This is a genomic window from Allobosea sp. TWI1241, assembly GCF_039673065.1.
GTDB lineage: Bacteria > Pseudomonadota > Alphaproteobacteria > Rhizobiales > Beijerinckiaceae > Allobosea.
In genome coordinates, this window is the sequence record NZ_JBDJKW010000010.1 from 16777 (window position 1) to 36154 (window position 19378).

A 19378-nucleotide genomic window follows, 5' to 3' on the forward strand; every position below is an offset into this window, starting at 1 on the left:
GGCTCAGCCCTTCCTGGCGTGGGCGAAGTCCATGTAGAGCGCGCGCGCCCGGCGGAAGAGCGGGCCCTGCGGCAGCTCGCGGTCGTCGATCTTCCAGATCGGCATCACCTTCGAATAGTTGCCGGTCGAGAAGATCTCGTCGGCCCGGAGGAAATCCTCATAGGTCAGCGAGGTCTCCTCGACGGTGACGCCATCCTGGCGCAGCAGCCCGATGGTGCGCTGGCGGGTGATGCCGTTCAGGAAGGTGCCGTTCGGCACGGGCGTGCGCACCACGCCGTCCTTGGCGAGGAAGATGTTGGAGGTACCGGTCTCCGCGACATTGCCGAGCATGTCGAGCACCAGCGCGTTGTCGAAACCCCTTCCCTTCGCCTCGGCGAGGATGCGGGCATTGTTCGGATAGAGGCAGCCGGCCTTGGAATCGGTCGGCATGGTCTCCAGCGTCGGGCGGCGATAGGCGCCCTTGGTCAGCGAGAAGCCCTTGCCGGGGTCGCCCATCGGCGCGGCGAACAGGCACAGGCAGAACTTGGTGGTCTCGGGATCGCCCATGATGGTGGAGAGGCCGTCGGCTTCCGCCCAGTACATCGGCTTGATGTAGAGCGCCGTGCCGGGAGCGAACTTGCGCACGCCCTCGCCGGCCAGCGCGGTCATCGCCTCGACCGTCATCGTCGCCTTGAGCCCGAGCCCCTCGGCCGAACGGTTCACCCGGCCGAGATGCAGGTCGAGATCGGGCATCACCCCGTCGAAGCAGCGCGCCCCGTCGAAGACGCTGGAGGCGAGCCAGGTCGCATGGGTGCGCGGCCCCATGATGCCGGGATTGCCCTCGAGCCATTCGCCCTCGAACCAGCTCCAGGTTTGGGAATACCAGGCCATGCTACGCTCCATTCGCTCACGCGGTCAGGGCCGAAACCTCGGCCGCCCGCCTTGCACCGTCAACGATCGCCGGCGTCGCGGCCCTGCGAAAGCGGTGGATGCCGCGATCATAGCCCTGCCGCCCGATGCGCGTCAGGGGCAATCGCGCCCAATCGCCTTGGCAAGCGCCGGCGAAGCGTCAGAGCCCGAGTGCGCGCGCCAGCGAGACGGTGGCCATGCCGACCAGCAGAGCGAGCAGCTCGCTGCGACGTAGGACCATGCTCAGGACAGCCGCGGCCAGCGCCAAGCCGGCCGCGAGCCCGAGCCGGTCGACCAGCGGCAGCACGGTGGCGAAGATGATCGAGCCCGGCAGCGCCGCCAGCCCGCGCCGGACACGCGGCGTCAGCGGGATGAAGCCCATCAGCACCACGCCCGAGATGCGGCAGAGATAGGTCGCCACCGCCATGGCGAGGATGGCGATATAGGCGCCCCAGGGGCCGGGATCAGGCATCGTCATCGAGCAGCGCTCCGGTGACGGCCCCGGACAGGGCTCCGACGATGATGAAGGCGTAGCCGTCGACGAGGCGCGCCGTGACCAGCGCGACGACACCGGCGACCAGCCAGGGCATCGCCGCCCGCCTGCCACGCCAGACCGGCACGATCATCGCGGCGAAGAAGATCGGCATCACCATGTCGATGCCGTAGCGGCGCGGATCGGCGACCAGCGAGCCGAGCAGATAGCCGGGCAGCGTCGCCGCCAGCCAGACCGCCCAGAGCAGCAGGCCGGCGCCGAAGACCACGCCGAGATCGCGCCCGCCCTCGGCCCGGTAGCGCGTGCCGATCAGCCAGTTCGCGTCGGTGAAGAAGAAGAGCTGCACCGCGTTGACCGCCTTGGGATAGCGGCCGAACCAAGGCTGCAGCGCGGCCCCCTGCAGCACCGCTCGGGCATTCACCGTCGCGGTGACGGCGGCGAGGCCAGCGATCGCGCCCCAGGTCCATTCCGGCCGCCAGAGCTCCATCGCGACGAGCTGCGAGACGCCGGCATAGACCAGCGCGCTCATCACCATCGCTTCCGAGAGCGGCAGCCCCTTGCCGGCCGCCGCCGCGCCGAAGGCGACGGCGAAGACGATCACGCCCGGCAGCAGCACGGAGACGAGCCGCGCGCCGAGCAGCATGCCGGCCAGGGTCAGGGGAGCCGGCCCTGTCGAAAGGTCGTCATCGTGTTTGGAGGACATGGCTTTTTCGATCCTGTCGCCGCCGCTTCGTCAACGCCGGCCGTCGCAGCCGCCGCATGAGCCCGGCGCAGGTCGGTTTCCCGGCAGGCGGGGCGCGGGTAGGGTCGCTTCATGATCTGGCTGAGTTCCGCCGATGCGCACGCCCCCTCCCTTCCGGCCGCCTGGCTGCTGGAGACGCCGCAGCGCCCCGCCAACCTCGCCGAGCGCTCGGCCCTGCGCCGCAGCGTGGCGCGTGCCGCGCTGGCGCGGCAGCTCGGCCTGGACACGGCCGCCATCGCCCTCGCGCACGAGCCCGCCGGCCGGCCCGTTCTCGCCGGCCCGGCCGGGACCGGCCTGCATCTGTCGTTGGCGACGCGCGGCGGCGTGGTCGCGGTCGCACTCGGGACGTGGCCGCTCGGCGTCGATGTCGAGGCCGTCGCGCCCGGGACCGAACCGCCGCTGGCGCTGCTGCACCCGGACGAGCGCCGCGCCCTCCAGCGCCTCGCCCCTGACGCGCGGCCGCTCGCCTTCGCCCGCCTGTGGAGCGCCAAGGAGGCCTATGTGAAGGCGCTCGGCACCGGCTTCCTGCGGCCGCCCGAGAGTTTCGCGGTAACGCTCGCCGAAGCGAACGGCTTCGTCCTCGCCGATCCGGAGCGCGGCACGACGCTGCCGGGCTTCGGCCATGTCCTGACGCGAAACGGCGGCCACGAGGTCATGGCCGCCGCCCTGGTGATCCTGCGGTGAGACGCCGGCCGGCGGCCGGCGCTCGCGTCGGTCAGGCCGCCCGGCGCTTCTTCAGCAGGTAGCCGACCGAGCAGACGAAGGCCGCGCCGATCACGGCCGCCGTGTAGAACGGCACCTTGGCCGGGGCCAGGCCGGCGGGGTTCACGTCGCTGACCGGCACGGTGTTGATCCAGGTCGGCATGTGGACCTGGAGCCACTGCATCACCGCCATGTCGCTCAGCAGCATCTCGCCGGCGATCCAGCCGAGCAGCGCCGCGCCGAACCAGATCAGGATCGGGAAGCGTTCGAGCACCGAGGAGAGCAGGCGCGCGCCGAAGACGATCAGCGGGATGGTCAGCAGCAGGCCGAAGATGAACAGCTCGAAATGGCCGCGCGCCGCCGCGGCGATCGCCAGCACGTTGTCGAGGCTCATCACCGCGTCGGCGATGGCGATGGTGCGCACCGCCTTCCAGAGATTGTCGCTGGCCTGGATGTCGCCGTGCTCTTCCTCCTCGCCGGTGGCGAGCTTGATCGCGATCCAGAATAGCAGCAGCGCGCCCACCACCTTCAGGAAGGGGATGTTGAGCAGATAGGTGACGATGACCGCGAAGAAGATGCGCAGCGCCACGGCGGCGCCGGCGCCGAGCAGGATGCCGAGCTTGCGCTGCTTCTCCGGCAGCGAGCGCACCGCCAGCGCGATGACCACGGCATTATCGCCCGAGAGCAGCAGGTCGATCCAGATGATCTGGAGCAGGGATGTCCAGAAGGTCGATGATGCGAAGTCCATGATGGCTTCAGTTCCCTTGGGTCACACCGGTTTCGACCGGCTTCGTGGAAGTCCCGACGAGCCGGGCCGCAGGCCCGCCTCGCCGGTCGGCATCCCTGTGCGAACGGTCAGCCGAGCGCCTGCTCGATCGCCTTGCCCGCGTCCTGCGTGTTCAGGCTGCCGCCGAGATCGCGCGTCCGCGTCCGCGCATCGCCCAGCGCCCGCTCGATCGCGGCCTCGATCCCCTTGGCGGCCTCGTGCTCGCCGAGATGATCCAGCATCATCGCGCCCGACCAGATCTGGCCGACCGGGTTGGCGATGCCCTTGCCCGCGATATCCGGCGCCGAGCCGTGCACGGGCTCGAACAGCGACGGAAATTCGCCGGTCGGGTTGATGTTCCCCGACGGCGCGATGCCGATGGTGCCGGTGCAGGCCGGGCCGAGATCGGAGAGGATGTCGCCGAACAGGTTGGAGGCGACGACCACGTCGAACTTGTCGGGATTCAGCACGAAATGCGCGGTCAGGATGTCGATATGGTACTGATCGACCGTGATGTCGGGATAGTTCTTGGCCATCGCCTTCACGCGCTCGTCCCAGTAGGGCATCGTGATCGAGATGCCGTTGGACTTGGTCGCCGAGGTGACCTTGCGGCGCGGACGCCGGCTGGCGAGCTCGAAGGCGTATTTCAGCACACGGTCGACGCCGACGCGGCTCATCACCGTCTCCTGCATGACGATCTCGCGCTCGGTGCCGGCGAACATGCGCCCGCCGACCGAGGAATACTCGCCCTCGGTGTTCTCGCGCACCACGAAGAAGTCGATGTCGCCGGGCTTGCGGTTGGCGAGCGGGCCGGGCACGCCGGGCATCAGCCGCACCGGGCGCAGGTTGACGTACTGGTCGAACTCGCGGCGGAACAGCAGCAGCGAGCCCCAGAGCGAGATGTGGTCCGGCACCTGGTCGGGCATGCCGACCGCGCCGAAATAGATCGCGTCATGGCCGCCGATCTGGTCCTTCCAGTCCTCCGGCAGCATCTTGCCGTGCTTGGCGTAGTAGTCGCAGGAGGAGAAGTCGAACTGGTCGAGGCGCAGCTCGAACCCGTATTTCTTCGCGGCGGCCTCGAGCACGCGCAGGCCTTCCGGCATGACCTCCTTGCCGATGCCGTCGCCGGCGATCACGGCGATGCGATAGACGCGATTTGTGCGGGTCATGCTGTCTCTCCGAAGAATGCGGCGAATTCGGCTGCCACGAGATCGGGCACCTCCTCCGCCAGATAGTGACCACCTGGAAGGGCCCGGCCCCGGACGTCGCTCGCCCGCAGGCGCCACAGCGCCAGCGGATCGAAGCAGCGGCCGATGATGCCGTTCTCTCCCCAGAGTGCGAGCAAGGGCTGCGATAGCTTGCGGTCGCCGTCCTCGTCGTCATGCCGGATATCGATGGTCGCGGCGGCGCGATAGTCCTCGCAGCTGGCGTGGATCACCGCAGGGTCGGAAAAGCAGCGCAGATAGGCCTCGAGCGCGGCGGGCGCGAAGATTGACAGCCCCGCCGAACCGGAGCCGCATTTCTTCAGCCAGTAGGCCTTGGGATCGGCGGCGATCATCCGCTCCGGGAACGGGGCAGGCTGGATCAGGAAGAACCAGTGCCAGTAGGCGCGGGCGAAGGCATCGCCGGTCTGGGCGTACATCTCGCGGGTGGGCGCGATGTCGAGCGTCGCGATGCGCAGGACGCGGGCCTCGTGATCCAGGCCGAGCCGGTGCGCGACGCGGGCGCCGCGATCATGGCCGGCTAGGCAGAAGCGCTCATGGCCGAGCAGCGTCATCACCTGCGCCATGTCGGCGGCCATGGCGCGCTTGGAATAGGCCAGGTGCTCGGGATCGCTCGGCGGGCAGCTGCTGTCGCCATAGCCGCGCAGGTCGGGGCAGACCAGGGTGAAGCGGTCCTTCAGCCGCGCGGCGACGGCGTGCCAGAGCACATGGCTCTGGGGATAGCCGTGCAGCAGCAGGAGCGGCGGCCCCTCCCCTCCCGTCCGCAGCCGGATGCGCGCGCCCGCGGTCTCGACATCGAATTGCCGGAAACCGGGGAAAAGCTCATCGCTGGCAGGAATCTCGGTGACGGACATCGGGCCTCGCGTATCGCAACGGTCGGGAGCCGATAGCGCGAACCCCGCCGGACTTCTCGCGTCGATTATTTCATAATCCTGATCAATAACGCCCGCCGCGCCAATGGCCACGCGCAGCCGGCGCGCCAGCACCGGCTGCGCGCCGACCCCGCACCGTCTCACCCGGCCTCTCGCGCGACCGGCGCCCGCCCGCAGGCGGGCGCGTCAGCCGCGCAGGCTGGCGCCGTAGCGCTTGGCCATCTCGGCGACGACCTTGCCGGAGACCGCCTCGATCTCGGCTTCCGTCAGCGTCTTGGCCGTGGGCTGCAGCGTGACCGCGAGCGCCACCGACTTGCGGCCTTCCTCGACGCCGGGCCCCTCGTAGAGATCGAACACCGAGACGTCAGCGATCAGCGCCTTGTCGGCATTCTGGGCGGAGCGCGCCATCTCGCCGGCGGCCACCGCCTTGTCGACGATGAAGGCGAAATCGCGCGTCACCGGCTGGAAGTCGGAAAGGGCGAGGCGCGGCTTGACCTTGGTCGGCTTGGCCTTCGGCAGCGGCAGCGCATCGAGATGGATCTCGAAGGCGACCAGCGGCCCCTTGACGTCGAGCGCCTTGAGGATGCGCGGGTGCACCTCGCCGAAGGCGCCGATCACGCTCTTCGGGCCGAAGCGCAGCGTGGCCGAGCGGCCGGGATGGGCCCAGTCCGGCCCGCCGGCAACGACCTGCAAGCCACCGACCGGCACGCCGAGCCCGGTAAGCAGCGCCATCACGTCGGCCTTGGCGTCGAAGGCGTCGACCGGGGGCGCGGCGCCGTCCCAGTTGCGACCGGCGCCCGTCAGCCCGGCGGTGCCACGGCGCAGACCCGCGGCGGCGATGAGCTGACCCTCCGGCTCGTCGCTCAGGAAGACCTGGCCGACCTCGAACAGGGCGACGTCGCCGAAGCCGCGATCGGCATTGGCCTGGGCGGAGCGGATCAGGCCGGGCAGCAGCGAGGGCCGCATGTCGGAGAGATCGGCCGCGATCGGGTTGGCGAGCGCGAGCCTGGGCGAGCCGCCGCCGAACAGCGTCGCCGCCGACTGCGAGATGAACGACCAGGTGACGGCCTCGACGAGGCCGCGGCTGGCGAGCAGGCGCTTGGCCAGGCGCGTGCGCTTCTGCAGGACGGTCAGCACCGGCTTGGCGACTTCGGCGGCGATGCGCGGCAGCGGCGCCGAGGCGACGCGGTCGAGCCCGGCGATGCGCAGGATCTCCTCGACGAGATCGGCCTTGCCCTCGACATCGGCACGCCAGGACGGCGCGACGACTGTGGCCCGCTCGCCTTCGCCCGAGACCTCGAAGCCGAGCGCGGTCAGCGCCCGCCGCATCTCGTCCTGCGGGAGTTCGAGCCCGGTCAGGCGCTTGACCTCGGACCAGGGGAAGTCGATCGGCTCGCCGCCCTGCGGCAGCGCGCCGGCGAAGACCATCTCGGAGGCCTCGCCACCGCACAGCTCGAGGATCAGGCTGGTCGCGAGATCGAGGCCGGGCCCGGTGAAGTCGGGATCGACGCCGCGCTCGAAGCGGTAGCGCGCATCCGAGACGATGCCGAGCGCACGGCCGGAGCGGGCGATGTTGAGCGGGCTCCACAGCGCGCTCTCGACCAGCACGTCGACCGTGCCCTCGTCGCAGCCCGAAGCCTCGCCGCCCATGATGCCGGCGAGCGACTCGACGCCGCTCTCGTCGGCGATCACCACCTGCTCGTCGCTCAGCGCGTAGGTCTTGCCGTCGAGCGCCAGGATCTCCTCGCCCGGCTTGGCCCGGCGCACCACGAGGTCGCCCTTGACCTTGGCCGCGTCGAAGACGTGCAGCGGGCGGTTGCGGTCGAAGGTCATCAGGTTGGTGATGTCGACCAGCGCGTTGATCGGCCTGAGGCCGATGGCGCGCAGGCGGGCCTGCAGCCAGTCCGGCGAAGGACCGTTGCGGACGCCGCGCACCAGCCGCAGCGCGAAGGCCGGGCAGAGTGCGCGATCCGCCTCCGCCAGCTCCAGCCGCACGGCGACCGGGCACGGGAAGGCGCCCTTCACCGGCGCGATCGGCGGCGTCTTCAGCGTGCCGAGGCCGGCGGCGGCGAGGTCACGGGCGATGCCGGCGACGCCGAGCGCGTCGGCGCGGTTCGGCGTCACCGCCACCTCGATCACCGCGTCGCCGAGCCCGGCATAGGTCGCGTAGGATTCGCCGACCGGGGCGTCGGCCGGCAGGTCGATGATGCCGTCATGATCCTCCGACAGCTGCAGCTCGGCGGCCGAGCAGAGCATGCCGTTCGACTCGACGCCGCGGATGACCCCCTTGCCGAGGGTGATGTCCTTGCCGGGGATGTAGGTGCCGGGCGGCGAGAACACGCTCTTCATGCCGGTGCGGGCATTGGGCGCACCGCAGACGACCTGGACCGGCTCGCCCGCGCCCGTATCGACCATGCAGACGCGCAGCCGATCGGCATTGGGATGCTGCTTGGCCTCGATGACATAGGCGACGGTGAAGGCCGCCAGCGCCTTGGCCTTGTCCTCGACGCCCTCGACCTCGAGGCCGACGCGGGTCAGCGCCTCGACGATGCTGTCGAGCGGTTCGGAGGTGTCGAGGTGCTCTTTAAGCCAGGAAAGCGTGAACTTCATGATCTTCCGTCACTACGCAGGGAGGCGGGGGACAAGGCTGGAATCGCCGCGTTCAGCTCGTCCGCGCCGTCGGTCTTGATGGTCATCGCATTGCCGCGCCAGCTTACTTCGCCGGCGACGAAGGCATAGGCCCATATCCCCGGAAAGACGAGGTCGCGGACCAGCAGGGCAAGCGGGGTGCGCAGGCTGAGGAACCAGCCGGTGCCGCGCGCCAGCGCGATCTCCCCCGCATAGGAGAGCGCGACGACCGCCAGGGCGCCGAGCCAGGCCGGCAGGCCGAAGGCGGGAGCGGCGATCGCGGCCAGGATGGCGGGCACGAGCGGCCCGGCCAGGATTTCCGGCGCAAAGAAGGGCAGGAAGGTGACGCGGCGCAGGCGGGCCCAGCGGAACTGGCGCTGCACGATTTCGGCGAAGGAGCGCGGGCCGAGCGGCTGCTCGAAGGGCTGGTCGACGAGATGGACGTTCCGGCCCGCGGCGCGCACCAGCTTGGTCGCCGCCGCATCCTCGGCGATCTCGGCGCCCAGCGCCGCGATGCCGCCCTGCGCATCGAGGAACGGCTTGTGCCAGAGCATCGACTTGCCCTGCGCGAAGCCGAAGCCCAGCGCCTCGCCGGCATATTGCCAGCGCGCCTGGAAGGTATTGAGGAAGGCGCACTCGACCTCGGCGGCGAAGCCGGCGGGCCGCGAGCCGGCCGGCGTCGAGCAGACCAGCCCGGTATCGTCGCGCCAGGACGCCATCAGCCGCTGGACGTAGTCCTTCGGCATCAGCACGTTGGAATCGGCGAGGACGACCCAGTCGTGCCGCGCCTCGTCCCAGCCGCGCACGCAATTGTTCAGCTTGGGATTGGCGCTGACCGCAACGTCGCCGACGATCAGGCGCGCCTTGGCGGCGGGATGCGCCGCGATCAGCTCCTCGACCAGCGGCACGATCGGATCGTGGGCGTCGGCGACGCAGAACAGCGTCTCGTAATCGGGATAGTCGAGCACCAGCCCCGACGACAGGGTCTCGCGGCTGAACGGCTCGAGCCCGCGCACCGGGCGCACGATCGTCACCGGCGGCGCCTCGCGCTGCAGGCGCGAGACGGCCGTCCGGCACGTCAGGCGCCGATAGGCGATCCCCAGGCACAGCAGGTTCGCCGCGACCATCAGCCCCGCGATCGCCCCGGCCCAGTGCGCGCCGTTCATGCTTGCGTTCCCCGTCAGGAGGCGGCGGTCAGGAGGACAGGCCGCCGGTCAGCGACGGCATGTCGAGCGGGCGGAAGCCGTAATGCGACAGCCAGCGCACATCGGCCTCGAAGAAGGGCCGCAGGTCGGGCATGCCATATTTCAGCATGGCGATGCGATCGATGCCCATGCCCCAGGCGAAGCCCTGGTAGACGTCGGGATCGAGCCCGCAATTGCGCAGCACGTTGGGATGCACCATCCCGCAGCCGAGGATCTCGAGCCAGTCCTCGCCCTCGCCGAAGCGGATCTCGCCGCCCTTGCGCGAGCACTGGATGTCGACCTCGGCCGACGGCTCAGTGAAGGGGAAGAAGGAGGGGCGGAAGCGCATCTTGACGCTCTCGACCTCGAAGAATGCCTTGCAGAACTCCTCCAGCACCCATTTCATCTGGCCGAAATGGGCCTTCTTGTCGATGACGAGGCCCTCGACCTGATGGAACATCGGCGTGTGGGTCTGGTCGGAATCCATGCGATAGGTCCGGCCTGGGCAGACCACGCGGATCGGCGGCTCCTGGCTCAGCATGGTGCGCACCTGCACGGGCGAGGTGTGGGTCCGCAGCAGCTTGCGCTCTCCGGTCTCGTCGGGCGCGAAGAAGAAGGTGTCGTGCATCTCCCGCGCCGGATGGCCGACGGGGAAGTTCAGCCTGGTGAAGTTCAGGTCGTCGGTCTCGACGTCCGGCCCCTCGGCGATCGAGAAGCCCATATCGCCGAAGATCGCGGTGATCTCGTCGATGACCTGGCTAATCGGATGGATGCGCCCGCGCGCCTCCGGCCCCTCGCGCACCGGCAGCGAGACGTCGACGCGCTCGGCCGCGAGACGGGCTTCCAGAGCCGCCTCGCCCAGCGCCTCCTTGCGGGCGGCGATCGCCTGCTGGACCGCGTCGCGCAGGCCGTTGATCCGCGGGCCCTTCTCCTTGCGCTCGTCGGGCGTCATGGCGCCGAGCGTCTTCAGCAGCGCCGAGACCGAGCCCGACTTGCCGAGCGCGGCGACGCGCAACTGCTCCAGCGACGCCTCGTCCTGCGCCGCCTCGATCTCGCCGACCAGCGAATCGCGAAGGGTGTCGATCTCGTTCATGCCCGATCAGGTCCGCCAAATGTGCCGGGGCGCGCGCCTCGGCCCTGAGCCGGGGCGGCGCTCGCGAGCCATCTTCTAGGGGGTCCGGCACCGGGATGCCAGCCCGAATCGCGCTGGCAAAGCACCGCTTTGGCCGGGTTTTCGCCGGTCGCGGGACGGCTTCATGACAGTCCCGTGGCAGACGCCGGCGCCCGGGGGCGACATGGCCCGCCGGTGGAGGCTATGCAGGGGCGCGACAAGGAGATGCCGACATGCACGACAACAGCGCCCAGAAGACCTCGCCCTCCTACCGGCTGGCTGCGCTCGACCAGGACTTCATCCTCGGCGACACCACCCGCGGCGCCCGCTTCATGCTGGAATACCAGAAGGCGGAGGACCATCTGCGCGCCCGCGGCATTGTCTCGACCATCGTCGTCTTCGGCTCGGCCCGCGTCCGGCCTGGCGAAAAGCTCTACGAGGAGGCGCGCAGCTTCGGCCGCATCGCCTCGGAGCGTGGCGGCGCCCTCGCCTCGGGCCAGGAAGGCCGCGACCACGTCATCGCCACCGGCGGCGGGCCGGGCATCATGGAAGCGGCCAATCGCGGGGCGACGGAGGCCGGTGCGCTCTCGATCGGCTTCAACATCACCCTGCCGCACGAGCAGGAGCCGAACGGCTGGTCGACGCCGGACCTGACCTTCCTCTTCCACTATTTCGCGATGCGGAAGATGCATCTGGCGATGCGCGCCGCCGCTCTCGTCGCCTTCCCCGGCGGCTTCGGCACGCTCGACGAGCTCTTCGAAATCCTGACGCTGGTGCAGACCCGCAAGATGCCGCCGGTGCCGATCGTGCTCTACGACAGCGCCTACTGGAAGGGCCTGATCAACCTGGAGCGCATGCAGGAGGCCGGCTTCATCAACCCCGAGGACCTCTCGCTGTTCAGCTATGCCGACACGCCGGAGGAGGCCTACGAGACCGTGGTGGCCCGCGCCGGCAATGGCTGGCACCCGCAGGCCGAGCCTGTGCAGTCCTGACCATGCCTCCGCGCGGCCGGGACACCGGCAGCGCAACGACTGGATTTCAGACAAGACGACAATGAAAAAGGCCGGCGTCACCGCCGGCCTTTTCCGTATTCCGTCGGTGAGGCGTCCGCTCAGGCGGCGGCGGCCTCGGCGCCCAGGGCGCCCTTGACCGTCTCGACCACCGCGGCGAAGGCAGCGGCGTCGTCGATGGCCAGCGCCGACAGGGTCTTGCGGTCGAGCTCGAGGCCCGCCTTGGCGAGACCGCCGATGAAGACCGAATAGGTCAGGCCGTGCTCGCGGACAGCGGCGTTGAGGCGCTGGATCCAGAGGGCGCGGAAGGTGCGCTTCCGGTTCTTGCGGTCACGGTAGGCATACTGCATCGAGCGATCGACGGCCGCCTTGGCGGCGCGGATCGTATTCTTGCGACGGCCGTAGAAGCCCTTGGCGGCCTTCAGCGTCTTCTTGTGCTTGGCGTGGGACGTAACGCCCCGTTTCACGCGAGCCATGTCAGATCTCCGGAAAGGTTGTCAGCGTCAGCCGTTGGGCAGGAAGTACTTCTTCACGTTGGCAGCATCGCCCTCGAAGAGGGTGGTGGTGCCGCGAAGATTGCGGATCTGCTTGGTGGTCCGCTTGATCATGCCGTGACGCTTGCCAGCCTGGGCGTAAACGACCTTGCCGGTTCCGGTGATCTTGAACCGCTTCTTGGCGGCCGATTTGGTCTTCATCTTGGGCATTTCGGCTCCTCATAGGTCGCGAGCGCACGATCGGCGCCCGCTATCGATCTTGCTTCGGGAAGCAAAGAAACGATCGCCACGGCAGCCCTTATCAGCCGGGCGATCGAAGGTGGGGCCTATGCCAGAAATCGCGAGACCTGGCAAGGCCGGGCGCATTGAGGCGCTGTGGACGCCGCGGATCAGCCCGCGGCGCGGGAGGCCAGGAAGGCCTCGTGCTCGCGGATCAGCCCGCCGTCGAGCGCCTTGGCGATCAGCGCGCGGGTGTTGTCGAGCCCGTAGATCGCGGCGAAGGAGCCGAAGCGCGGGCCGCGATCCTCGCCGAACATCACCTGGTAGATCGCCTTCCACCAGTCGCCGGAGACGCCGGGCCGCTCGGGCGTGGCGCCCTTGGCGGTGAGATTCTGGTAGCGCGGCACCGCGCGGGCCACGTCGAGCGCGGCGTCCTGGATCGTCTCGGCGTCGGCATCCGCCGGCAGCGCCGCAAGCACCTCGGCAAGCCGGGCGAAGGCCGCGTGCTCGACCTCGTCGGCCGGGCGATAGCTCTTGGCCGGCTTCACGAAGTCGCGGAAATAGGCGAGCGCATAGCCGACCAGCGCATCGAGGCGCGGATGGCTCTGCGGCGAGATGCCGGGCGCATAGCGCTGCAGGAAGCCCCAGAGCACCGCCTTGTCCTCGGAATTGGCGACCGAGACCAGGTTCATCAGCAGCGAGAACGAGATCTGGGCTCGGGCGGCGTTGTCGCCCTGCCCCGCCGCGACCAGCTCCGGCTGCGGCGGCTCGCCGGCATGGATGTGCCAGGCCGGATTGCCGAGCCGGTTCTTCCAGTCCTGCCGCTCATAGCCGCCGAGGAACTGCAGATAGTCGTCGACCGCGCGCGGGATGACGTCGAAATGCAGCTTCTTCGCCTCGCGCGGGCGCGCATACATGAAGAGCGCCAGGCTCTCGGGCGAACCGTAGCTCAGCCAGTCCTCGATGGTCAGGCCGTTGCCCTTCGACTTCGAGATCTTCTGGCCCTGCTCGTCGAGGAAGAGCTCGTAGTTGAAGCCTTCCGGCGGCGTGCCGTCGAGGGCGCGGGCGATCTGCGAGGAGACCTTGACCGAGTCGATCAGGTCCTTGCCGGCCATCTCGTAGTCGACGCCGAGCGCGACCCAGCGCATCGCCCAGTCCGGCTTCCACTGCAGCTTGGCATGGCCGCCGGTCACCGTCGTGGTGAAGCGCTCGCCGCTGGCGGGGTCGGTCCAGGTGATGGTGCCGGCCTCGACGTCGCGGGCCTCGATCGGCACCTGCATCACCACCCGGGTCCTCGGATGGATCGGCAGGAAGGGCGAATAGGTGGCGGCGCGCTCCTCGCGCAGCGTCGCCAGCATGATCGACATCACCTTGTCGAAGCGGGCGAGCATCTTCAGCAGCGTCGCGTCGAACTCGCCGGCGCGATAGGCGTCGGTCGAGGACTTGAACTCGTAGTCGAAGCCGAACTGGTCGAGGAAGGCGCAGAGCCGGGCATTGTTGTGCCGGCCGAAGGAGTCGTGCGTGCCGAACGGGTCCGGCACCTCGGTCAGCGGCTTGCCGAGATGCTGCGCCAGCAGCGCGCGGTTCGGCACGTTGTCGGGCACCTTGCGCAGCCCGTCCATGTCGTCGGAAAAGGCGATCAGCCGCGTCGGCACCGCATCGTCGGTCAGCACGCGAAAAGCGTGGCGCACCATCGAGGTGCGAGCGACCTCGCCGAAGGTGCCGATATGCGGCAGGCCCGAGGGACCGTAGCCGGTCTCGAACAGCGCCTCCTTCTTCCCCGATTTCTCCAGACGCGCCACGAGCTTCTTGGCTTCCTCGAACGGCCATGAGGCCGAGACGCGGGCGGCTTCGATCAGCGCGGGGTCGAAAACGGGCATTTTGCAGGCTGTCTCTGAGATTGCGGGCAGGAAGAGGCGAGGATGTCGCAGATATGCGCCAGCGGCGCAATCGCGGCCACCGCCCTTCGGCTACGCGCTCCGAACACGGCCTCGCGCGTGCGGCAGGCGGCGCAAATCGGCAGCCCCCTCTGGCAATCGCATAATTATCTATAATAACGCTCAAGCGATCAGGGTCGACATGAGGGCGAGACATAAATTTCGCGGAGCGCAGCTTTCCCCTTGCGCTCCCACGCCAGCCGTGGAGTCAATTAGCGATAGAGAATCATAATTATCTATAAATAATGGAGATCGCCATGCGCCAAGCCCGAAGCCCCCTGCCCTCGCTGGCACCCTATCCCGCTCTGCAAAGGGCCGGCCTCGTCCTCGCCGGCGCGGCCCTGCTGACCGTCGCGGCGAAGGTGCAGATCCCATTCTGGCCCGTGCCGATGACGCTGCACACGCTCGCCGTGCTCGGGCTCGCCGTCTTCGGCGGCCCGCGATTGGCGACGGCCGCCTTCCTGGCCTATCTCGCCGCCGGCGCGGCCGGCCTGCCGGTGTTCTCCGGCACGCCGCAGCGCGGGATCGGCCTCGCCTACATGGCCGGGCCGACCGGCGGCTACCTGCTCGGCTATCTCGCAGCCTCCTGGCTGGTCGGCATGCTGGCACGCGGGCGCGGCCTGGCGGGCCGGGTCGGCGCCATGCTCGCAGGGCTGGCGACGATCTACGCCTGCGGCCTCGCCTGGCTGGCCGCCTTCGTCCCGGCCAGTGCGCTGGTCGCGACCGGGCTCCTGCCCTTCATCGCCGGCGATCTCGTCAAGCTCGCCCTCGTCGCCGCCGGTTCGGCCGCGCTCGCCCGACTGCGGAGCGCGCGCTCGTGAGCGGCCCCTGCGACGCCCCGCGGCACGACTGGTCGGTGGACGAAATCCTGGCGCTGCACGACCTGCCGCTGCTCGATCTCGTCGGCCGCGCCAATGCGGTGCACCGGCGGCACCACGACCCGGACCGGGTGCAGAAGGCGAGCCTGCTCTCGATCAAGACCGGCGGCTGCCCGGAGGATTGCGCCTATTGCCCCCAATCGGCGCATCATCGCGAGGTCGACCTCACCCGCGACAGGCTGATGGATCCAGCCCGCGTCGTCGCCATGGCAGCCCGCGCCCAGGCGGCGGGGGCCGAGCGCTTCTGCATGGGCGCGGCCTGGCGGCAGGTGCGCGACGGGCGCGAATTCGACGCGGTTCTGGCAATGGTGGCCGGCGTGCGGGCGCTCGGCATGGAGGCCTGCGTCACGCTCGGCATGCTGAAGCCGCACCAGGCGCAGCGCCTCGCCGAAGCCGGCCTCACCGCCTACAACCACAATCTCGACACCAGCCCGGAGTTCTACGAGCAGATCGTCTCGACACGGACCTATGGCGACCGGCTCGAGACGCTGGCGACGGTCCGTGCCTTCGGGATCGCGCTGTGCTGCGGCGGCATCATCGGCATGGGCGAGACGATGCGCGACCGTGCCGCGATGCTGCAGGTGCTGGCGACGATGACGCCGCATCCGGAAAGCGTGCCGATCAACGCGCTCGTGCCCGTGGCCGGCACCCCGCTCGCCGGGCGAACGCCGATCGCCCCGCTGGAGATGGTGCGCATGGTCGCGACCGCGCGGCTCGCCATGCCGGGCGCGACGGTGCGCCTCTCGGCCGGGCGCAGCGACTTCAGCCGCGAGGCGCAGATCCTCTGCCTGCTCGCCGGCGCGAACTCGGTGTTCTACGGCGAGACGCTGCTGACCACGCCCAATGCCGGCCTCGGCGCGGACGCCGCGCTGTTCGCGGCGCTGGCTGCGCGGGCACCGGAGGCGGTCGCCTGAGCGGTAGCCGCACGGGACGGCGCGCCCTGCCCGAAAAAGCGGCAGACAGCGCCATGGGCTCGATTGACCCTGCTGGAGGCCACCGCTAGCGTTCCTTGGATAATCATAAGGGGAACGACGACGATGACCGCCAGCACGGGGCGCGCCGCGTCCGGAATCCGCAGTTCGCGCCGCCAGATCGCCGGCTGGGCCCTCGGCGGCCTGATGGCGCTGGCGGCACCGTTCGGCGCCATGGCGCAGACGCCGATCAAGTTCACGCTCGACTGGGTCTTCCAGGGCCCGACCTCGCCGTTCCTCGTGGCGCTCGAGAAGGGCTACTACAAGGCCGAGGGGCTCGACGTGACCATGGATCCCGGCCAGGGCTCGGCCGGCGCGGTCCAGCGCGTCGCCACCGGCGCCTACGACATCGGCTTCGCCGACGTGAACTCGCTGATCGAATACAACGTCAAGAATGCGGGCAAGGAGATCGTCTGCGTCTTCATGGCCTATGACTTCCCGCCCTTCGGTGTGCACGCGCTGAAGAAGAGCGGCATCGCCAAGCCGGCCGACCTCGCCGGCAAGAAGCTCGGCGCCCCGGTCTTCGACGCCTCCTTCCGGCTGTTCCCGGCCTTCGCCAAGAAGGTCGGCGTCGATGCCAAGAGCGTCGAGCACGTCAACCTGACGCCGCAGCTGCGCGAGCAGTCGCTGGTGCAGGGCACCGTCGACGTGATCTCCGGGCACTATTTCTCGTCGATCCTCGACCTGAAGGCGCGCGGCGTGAAGCAGGAGGACATCGTCTCCTTCAACTACAGCGACTACAAGATGGACGTGTACGGCAACGGCATAATCGTCTCGCCGCCGCTGGCGGCGAAGCCCGAGGTGGTCACCGCCTTCCTGCGCGCCACGGCCAAGGCGTGGAAGGAAGTCGCGGCCAACCCGGCGGTCGGCATCGCGGCGGTGAAGAAGCGCGACCCGCTGATCGACGAGAAGCTCGAGACCGAACGCCTGTCGCTATCGCTGTCGATGAACGTGCTGACTCCCTATGTGAAGGAGAACGGCATGGGCGACGTCGATCCGGCGCGCTTCGCCCGCTCGGTCGTCGATGTCGCGGAAGCCTTCGGCCTGCCCTCGGCGCCGGCCCCGGACAAGGTCTTCACCAGCAAGTACCTGCCGCCCAAGGCCGAGCGCATGGTCGCGCCGTGAGACGCGGCCGCGACCTGCCCACTCCCGCCTTTCCGGAAGAGGGACAGGGCGAAGGATCTCGCGACCTTTTCCGCGTATGGTCGGGCTCGTCCCGGCCATACGCGCCTGCAGCGATGCAGTGCGGTCAAGACATGGATGCTCGCCGCAGGGGCGAGCATGACGGATAGACCCACGCGTCCCATGAGCCGGCCCGTCGAGCGACCTTTTCCTGCGAAGGGAGAAGGACGCGACGGGCCGCTTCCGACAGCCTTCATGCGAGCCCGAGAATGACGCCCCCCTTGCCGGATTCCGGTTCCCCCCTCGTCTCGCTGAAGCAGGTCAGCCTCGCCTATGGCAGCGGGGCCGCGCGCATGCTGGCGCTCGAGGATGCGACGCTCGACATCGCCAAGGGCGAGTTCATCGCCGTGGTCGGCCCGTCCGGCTGCGGCAAGTCCACGCTGATGAAGCTGGTCACCGGGCTGCTGCCGCCGAGCGGCGGCGAGATCCGCGTGCACGGCCAGCCCGTGAAGGGCCCGATCCGCGGCGTCGGCATGGCCTTCCAGGCGCCGACGCTGATGCCCTGGCGCACCACGCGCGACAATATCCTGCTGCCGCTGGAGGTGGTGGAGCCGCACAAGCGGCGCTTCCGCGCCAACAAGGCGGAGTATGTCGCGCGCATCGAGGCGCTGCTCGCCTCGGTCGGTCTCGGCGGCTTCGGCGACAAATATCCCTGGCAGCTCTCCGGCGGCATGCAGCAGCGCTCCAGCCTGTGCCGGGCGCTGGTCCACGAGCCCGAAATCCTGATGCTCGACGAGCCCTTCGGTGCGCTCGACGCCTTCACGCGCGAAGAGCTCTGGGGCGTGATGCAGGCGCTCTGGCTGGAGCGGCGCTTCACCGCCGTGCTGGTGACGCACGATCTGCGCGAGGCAGTCTACCTCGCCGACACGGTCTATGTGATGAGCCGGCGGCCGGGGCGGATCGTCAAGGTCCGCAGCATCGACCTGCCGCGGCCGCGCACGCTGGAAACAACCTTCACCCCCGAATTCGTCGACATCGTGCACGAGCTTCGCGAGCGCATCCACATGGAGCATGCCTAGCCATGCTTCACTCTCATGGAACCGCGCCGTCATTCCGGGGCGCCGCGCCAGCGGCGAGCCCGGAACCCATGACCACGACGTTCCCGATAAGGGCGCGGCAACGATCAGAGCTCTTTCCGGCCGAATCCGTGGTCATGGGCTCCGGGCTCGTGCCGTCGGCACGCCCCGGAAAGACGGCGTGCATCTCGTACAGATCGACGGGTTCCCGATGAGCGACACCCAGCGCCGCCTCCTGCTCGTCGCCATGCCCTGGCTCGCCATGGGCGGGCTGCTGCTGCTTTGGGAGCTCGCCTGCATCGTCTTCGACGTGCCCGAGATCCTCGCCCCGCGACCGACGCGGATCTTCGAGGTGATGGTGCAGCGCTGGGACATCCTGCTGCGCTTCTGCCTGGAGACGCTGTGGACGACCGCGATCGGCTTCGTGCTGGCGATCGGCTTCGGCGTGCTGCTCGGACTGGCGATCGGCGCCTCGCCCTTCGTCTATTCCGGGCTCTATCCGCTGCTGATCGCCTTCAACGCGGTGCCGAAGGTCGCGATCGTGCCGATCCTGATGATCTGGCTCGGCGTCGGCGCCCTGCCGGCGATCATCACCGCCTTCGTGATCTCGTTCTTCCCGATCGTGGTCAACGTCGCCACCGGCCTCGCCACGATCGAGCCGGAGATGCGCGACGTGATGCGCTCGCTCGGCGCCAGCCAGTGGGAAATCCTGACCAAGGTCGGCGTGCCGCGCGCCATGCCCTATCTCTTCGCCAGCCTGAAGGTGGCGGTGACGCTGGCCTTCATCGGCTCGGTGATCTCCGAGACGGTCGGCGGCAATCGCGGCATCGGCTTCCTGATGCTGTCGGCGGGCGCGCGCAACGACTCGGCCACGACCTTCGCCGGCCTCTTCGCCATCGCGATCATGGGCGTCGGCATGTATGCCGCCTGCGCACTGGTCGAGCGGCGCATGACCCGCTGGGCCTTCCGCGGCGAGATCGTCGGCTGAGGCGGGCGAGAACCAGCCCCGCCCCGCTCCGAAAAACGAGAAAGGCCCGGCGCGACGGCCGGGCCTTTTCAATG

The 19378-nt window shown here is 69.3% G+C and carries 19 protein-coding genes; 7 read left to right on the forward strand and 12 right to left on the reverse strand.

Features of this window, described 5'->3' with window-relative positions; genetic code table 11:
- Positions 1 to 3: 3 nt before the first annotated feature.
- The 3 genes from ABE438_RS13795 to ABE438_RS13805 form a co-directional block, all read right to left on the reverse strand.
- Entirely contained in the window at positions 4 to 870 is an 867-nt protein-coding gene (locus tag ABE438_RS13795) for a branched-chain amino acid aminotransferase (protein ID WP_346503214.1), read from the reverse strand.
- Between the two features lie 178 nt (positions 871 to 1048).
- Positions 1049 to 1366, reverse strand: coding sequence for an AzlD family protein (locus ABE438_RS13800; RefSeq protein ID WP_346503215.1), 318 nt, complete (start codon positions 1364 to 1366; stop codon positions 1049 to 1051).
- Positions 1353 to 2084, reverse strand: coding sequence for an AzlC family ABC transporter permease (locus ABE438_RS13805; protein ID WP_346503216.1), 732 nt, complete (start codon positions 2082 to 2084; stop codon positions 1353 to 1355). The genes ABE438_RS13800 and ABE438_RS13805 overlap by 14 nt, the downstream gene beginning before the upstream one ends.
- A gap of 111 nt (positions 2085 to 2195) precedes the next feature.
- On the opposite strand from ABE438_RS13805, the gene ABE438_RS13810 reads away from it, so the two are divergent.
- Positions 2196 to 2807, forward strand: a complete 612-nt coding sequence (locus tag ABE438_RS13810; protein ID WP_346503217.1) for a 4'-phosphopantetheinyl transferase family protein — start codon at positions 2196 to 2198, stop codon at positions 2805 to 2807.
- A 31-nt stretch (positions 2808 to 2838) separates the two neighbouring features.
- On the opposite strand, the gene ABE438_RS13815 is transcribed toward ABE438_RS13810, so the two are convergent.
- The 6 genes from ABE438_RS13815 to pheS form a co-directional block, all read right to left on the reverse strand.
- A complete protein-coding gene (locus ABE438_RS13815) occupies positions 2839 to 3573 on the reverse strand; it encodes a TerC family protein (protein ID WP_346503218.1) in 735 nt (244 codons plus the stop codon).
- 107 nt (positions 3574 to 3680) lie between these two features.
- The gene (locus tag ABE438_RS13820; RefSeq protein ID WP_346503219.1) at positions 3681 to 4760 is read right to left on the reverse strand and encodes a tartrate dehydrogenase; all 1080 of its coding nucleotides are present in this window, start codon (positions 4758 to 4760) and stop codon (positions 3681 to 3683) included.
- Positions 4757 to 5800, reverse strand: coding sequence for an alpha/beta fold hydrolase (locus tag ABE438_RS13825; RefSeq protein ID WP_346503220.1), 1044 nt, complete (start codon positions 5798 to 5800; stop codon positions 4757 to 4759). The genes ABE438_RS13820 and ABE438_RS13825 overlap by 4 nt, the downstream gene beginning before the upstream one ends.
- Before the next feature lie 72 nt (positions 5801 to 5872).
- The gene (gene pheT, locus ABE438_RS13830; protein WP_346503221.1) at positions 5873 to 8296 is read right to left on the reverse strand and encodes a phenylalanine--tRNA ligase subunit beta; all 2424 of its coding nucleotides are present in this window, start codon (positions 8294 to 8296) and stop codon (positions 5873 to 5875) included.
- Positions 8293 to 9480 (reverse strand): ceramide glucosyltransferase, encoded by a 1188-nt coding sequence (locus ABE438_RS13835; RefSeq protein ID WP_346503222.1) that lies wholly within the window; start codon positions 9478 to 9480, stop codon positions 8293 to 8295. The genes pheT and ABE438_RS13835 overlap by 4 nt, the downstream gene beginning before the upstream one ends.
- Positions 9481 to 9508: 28 nt before the next feature.
- Entirely contained in the window at positions 9509 to 10591 is a 1083-nt protein-coding gene (gene pheS, locus ABE438_RS13840; protein ID WP_346503223.1) for a phenylalanine--tRNA ligase subunit alpha, read from the reverse strand.
- A 251-nt stretch (positions 10592 to 10842) separates the two neighbouring features.
- Here pheS and ABE438_RS13845 point away from each other — a divergent pair, with 251 nt between their 5' ends.
- A complete protein-coding gene (locus ABE438_RS13845; protein ID WP_346503224.1) occupies positions 10843 to 11601 on the forward strand; it encodes an LOG family protein in 759 nt (252 codons plus the stop codon).
- Between the two features lie 119 nt (positions 11602 to 11720).
- Here ABE438_RS13845 and rplT read toward each other — a convergent pair whose 3' ends face one another.
- From rplT to ABE438_RS13860, 3 genes are all read right to left on the reverse strand, one after another.
- On the reverse strand, positions 11721 to 12095 hold the full coding sequence (gene rplT / locus ABE438_RS13850) for a 50S ribosomal protein L20 (RefSeq protein WP_346503225.1): 375 nt from the start codon (positions 12093 to 12095) through the stop codon (positions 11721 to 11723).
- Positions 12096 to 12122: 27 nt separating this feature from the next.
- On the reverse strand, positions 12123 to 12323 hold the full coding sequence (gene rpmI, locus ABE438_RS13855; protein ID WP_346503226.1) for a 50S ribosomal protein L35: 201 nt from the start codon (positions 12321 to 12323) through the stop codon (positions 12123 to 12125).
- Positions 12324 to 12502: 179 nt separating this feature from the next.
- Positions 12503 to 14212 (reverse strand): lysine--tRNA ligase, encoded by a 1710-nt coding sequence (locus ABE438_RS13860; RefSeq protein WP_346503227.1) that lies wholly within the window; start codon positions 14210 to 14212, stop codon positions 12503 to 12505.
- 314 nt (positions 14213 to 14526) lie between these two features.
- Between ABE438_RS13860 and ABE438_RS13865 the strand changes: the two genes are divergently transcribed.
- The 5 genes from ABE438_RS13865 to ABE438_RS13885 all read left to right on the forward strand — a co-directional run bounded on the left by ABE438_RS13865 (position 14527) and on the right by ABE438_RS13885 (position 19304).
- A complete protein-coding gene (locus ABE438_RS13865; protein WP_346503228.1) occupies positions 14527 to 15090 on the forward strand; it encodes a biotin transporter BioY in 564 nt (187 codons plus the stop codon).
- Positions 15087 to 16061 (forward strand): biotin synthase BioB, encoded by a 975-nt coding sequence (gene bioB, locus ABE438_RS13870; RefSeq protein ID WP_346503229.1) that lies wholly within the window; start codon positions 15087 to 15089, stop codon positions 16059 to 16061. The genes ABE438_RS13865 and bioB overlap by 4 nt, the downstream gene beginning before the upstream one ends.
- Before the next feature lie 123 nt (positions 16062 to 16184).
- The gene (locus tag ABE438_RS13875; protein WP_346503230.1) at positions 16185 to 17243 is read left to right on the forward strand and encodes an ABC transporter substrate-binding protein; all 1059 of its coding nucleotides are present in this window, start codon (positions 16185 to 16187) and stop codon (positions 17241 to 17243) included.
- A 266-nt stretch (positions 17244 to 17509) separates the two neighbouring features.
- Positions 17510 to 18319, forward strand: coding sequence for an ABC transporter ATP-binding protein (locus ABE438_RS13880; RefSeq protein WP_346503231.1), 810 nt, complete (start codon positions 17510 to 17512; stop codon positions 18317 to 18319).
- 178 nt (positions 18320 to 18497) lie between these two features.
- Positions 18498 to 19304 (forward strand): ABC transporter permease, encoded by an 807-nt coding sequence (locus ABE438_RS13885; protein WP_346503232.1) that lies wholly within the window; start codon positions 18498 to 18500, stop codon positions 19302 to 19304.
- The last annotated feature ends 74 nt before the right edge of the window (positions 19305 to 19378 follow it).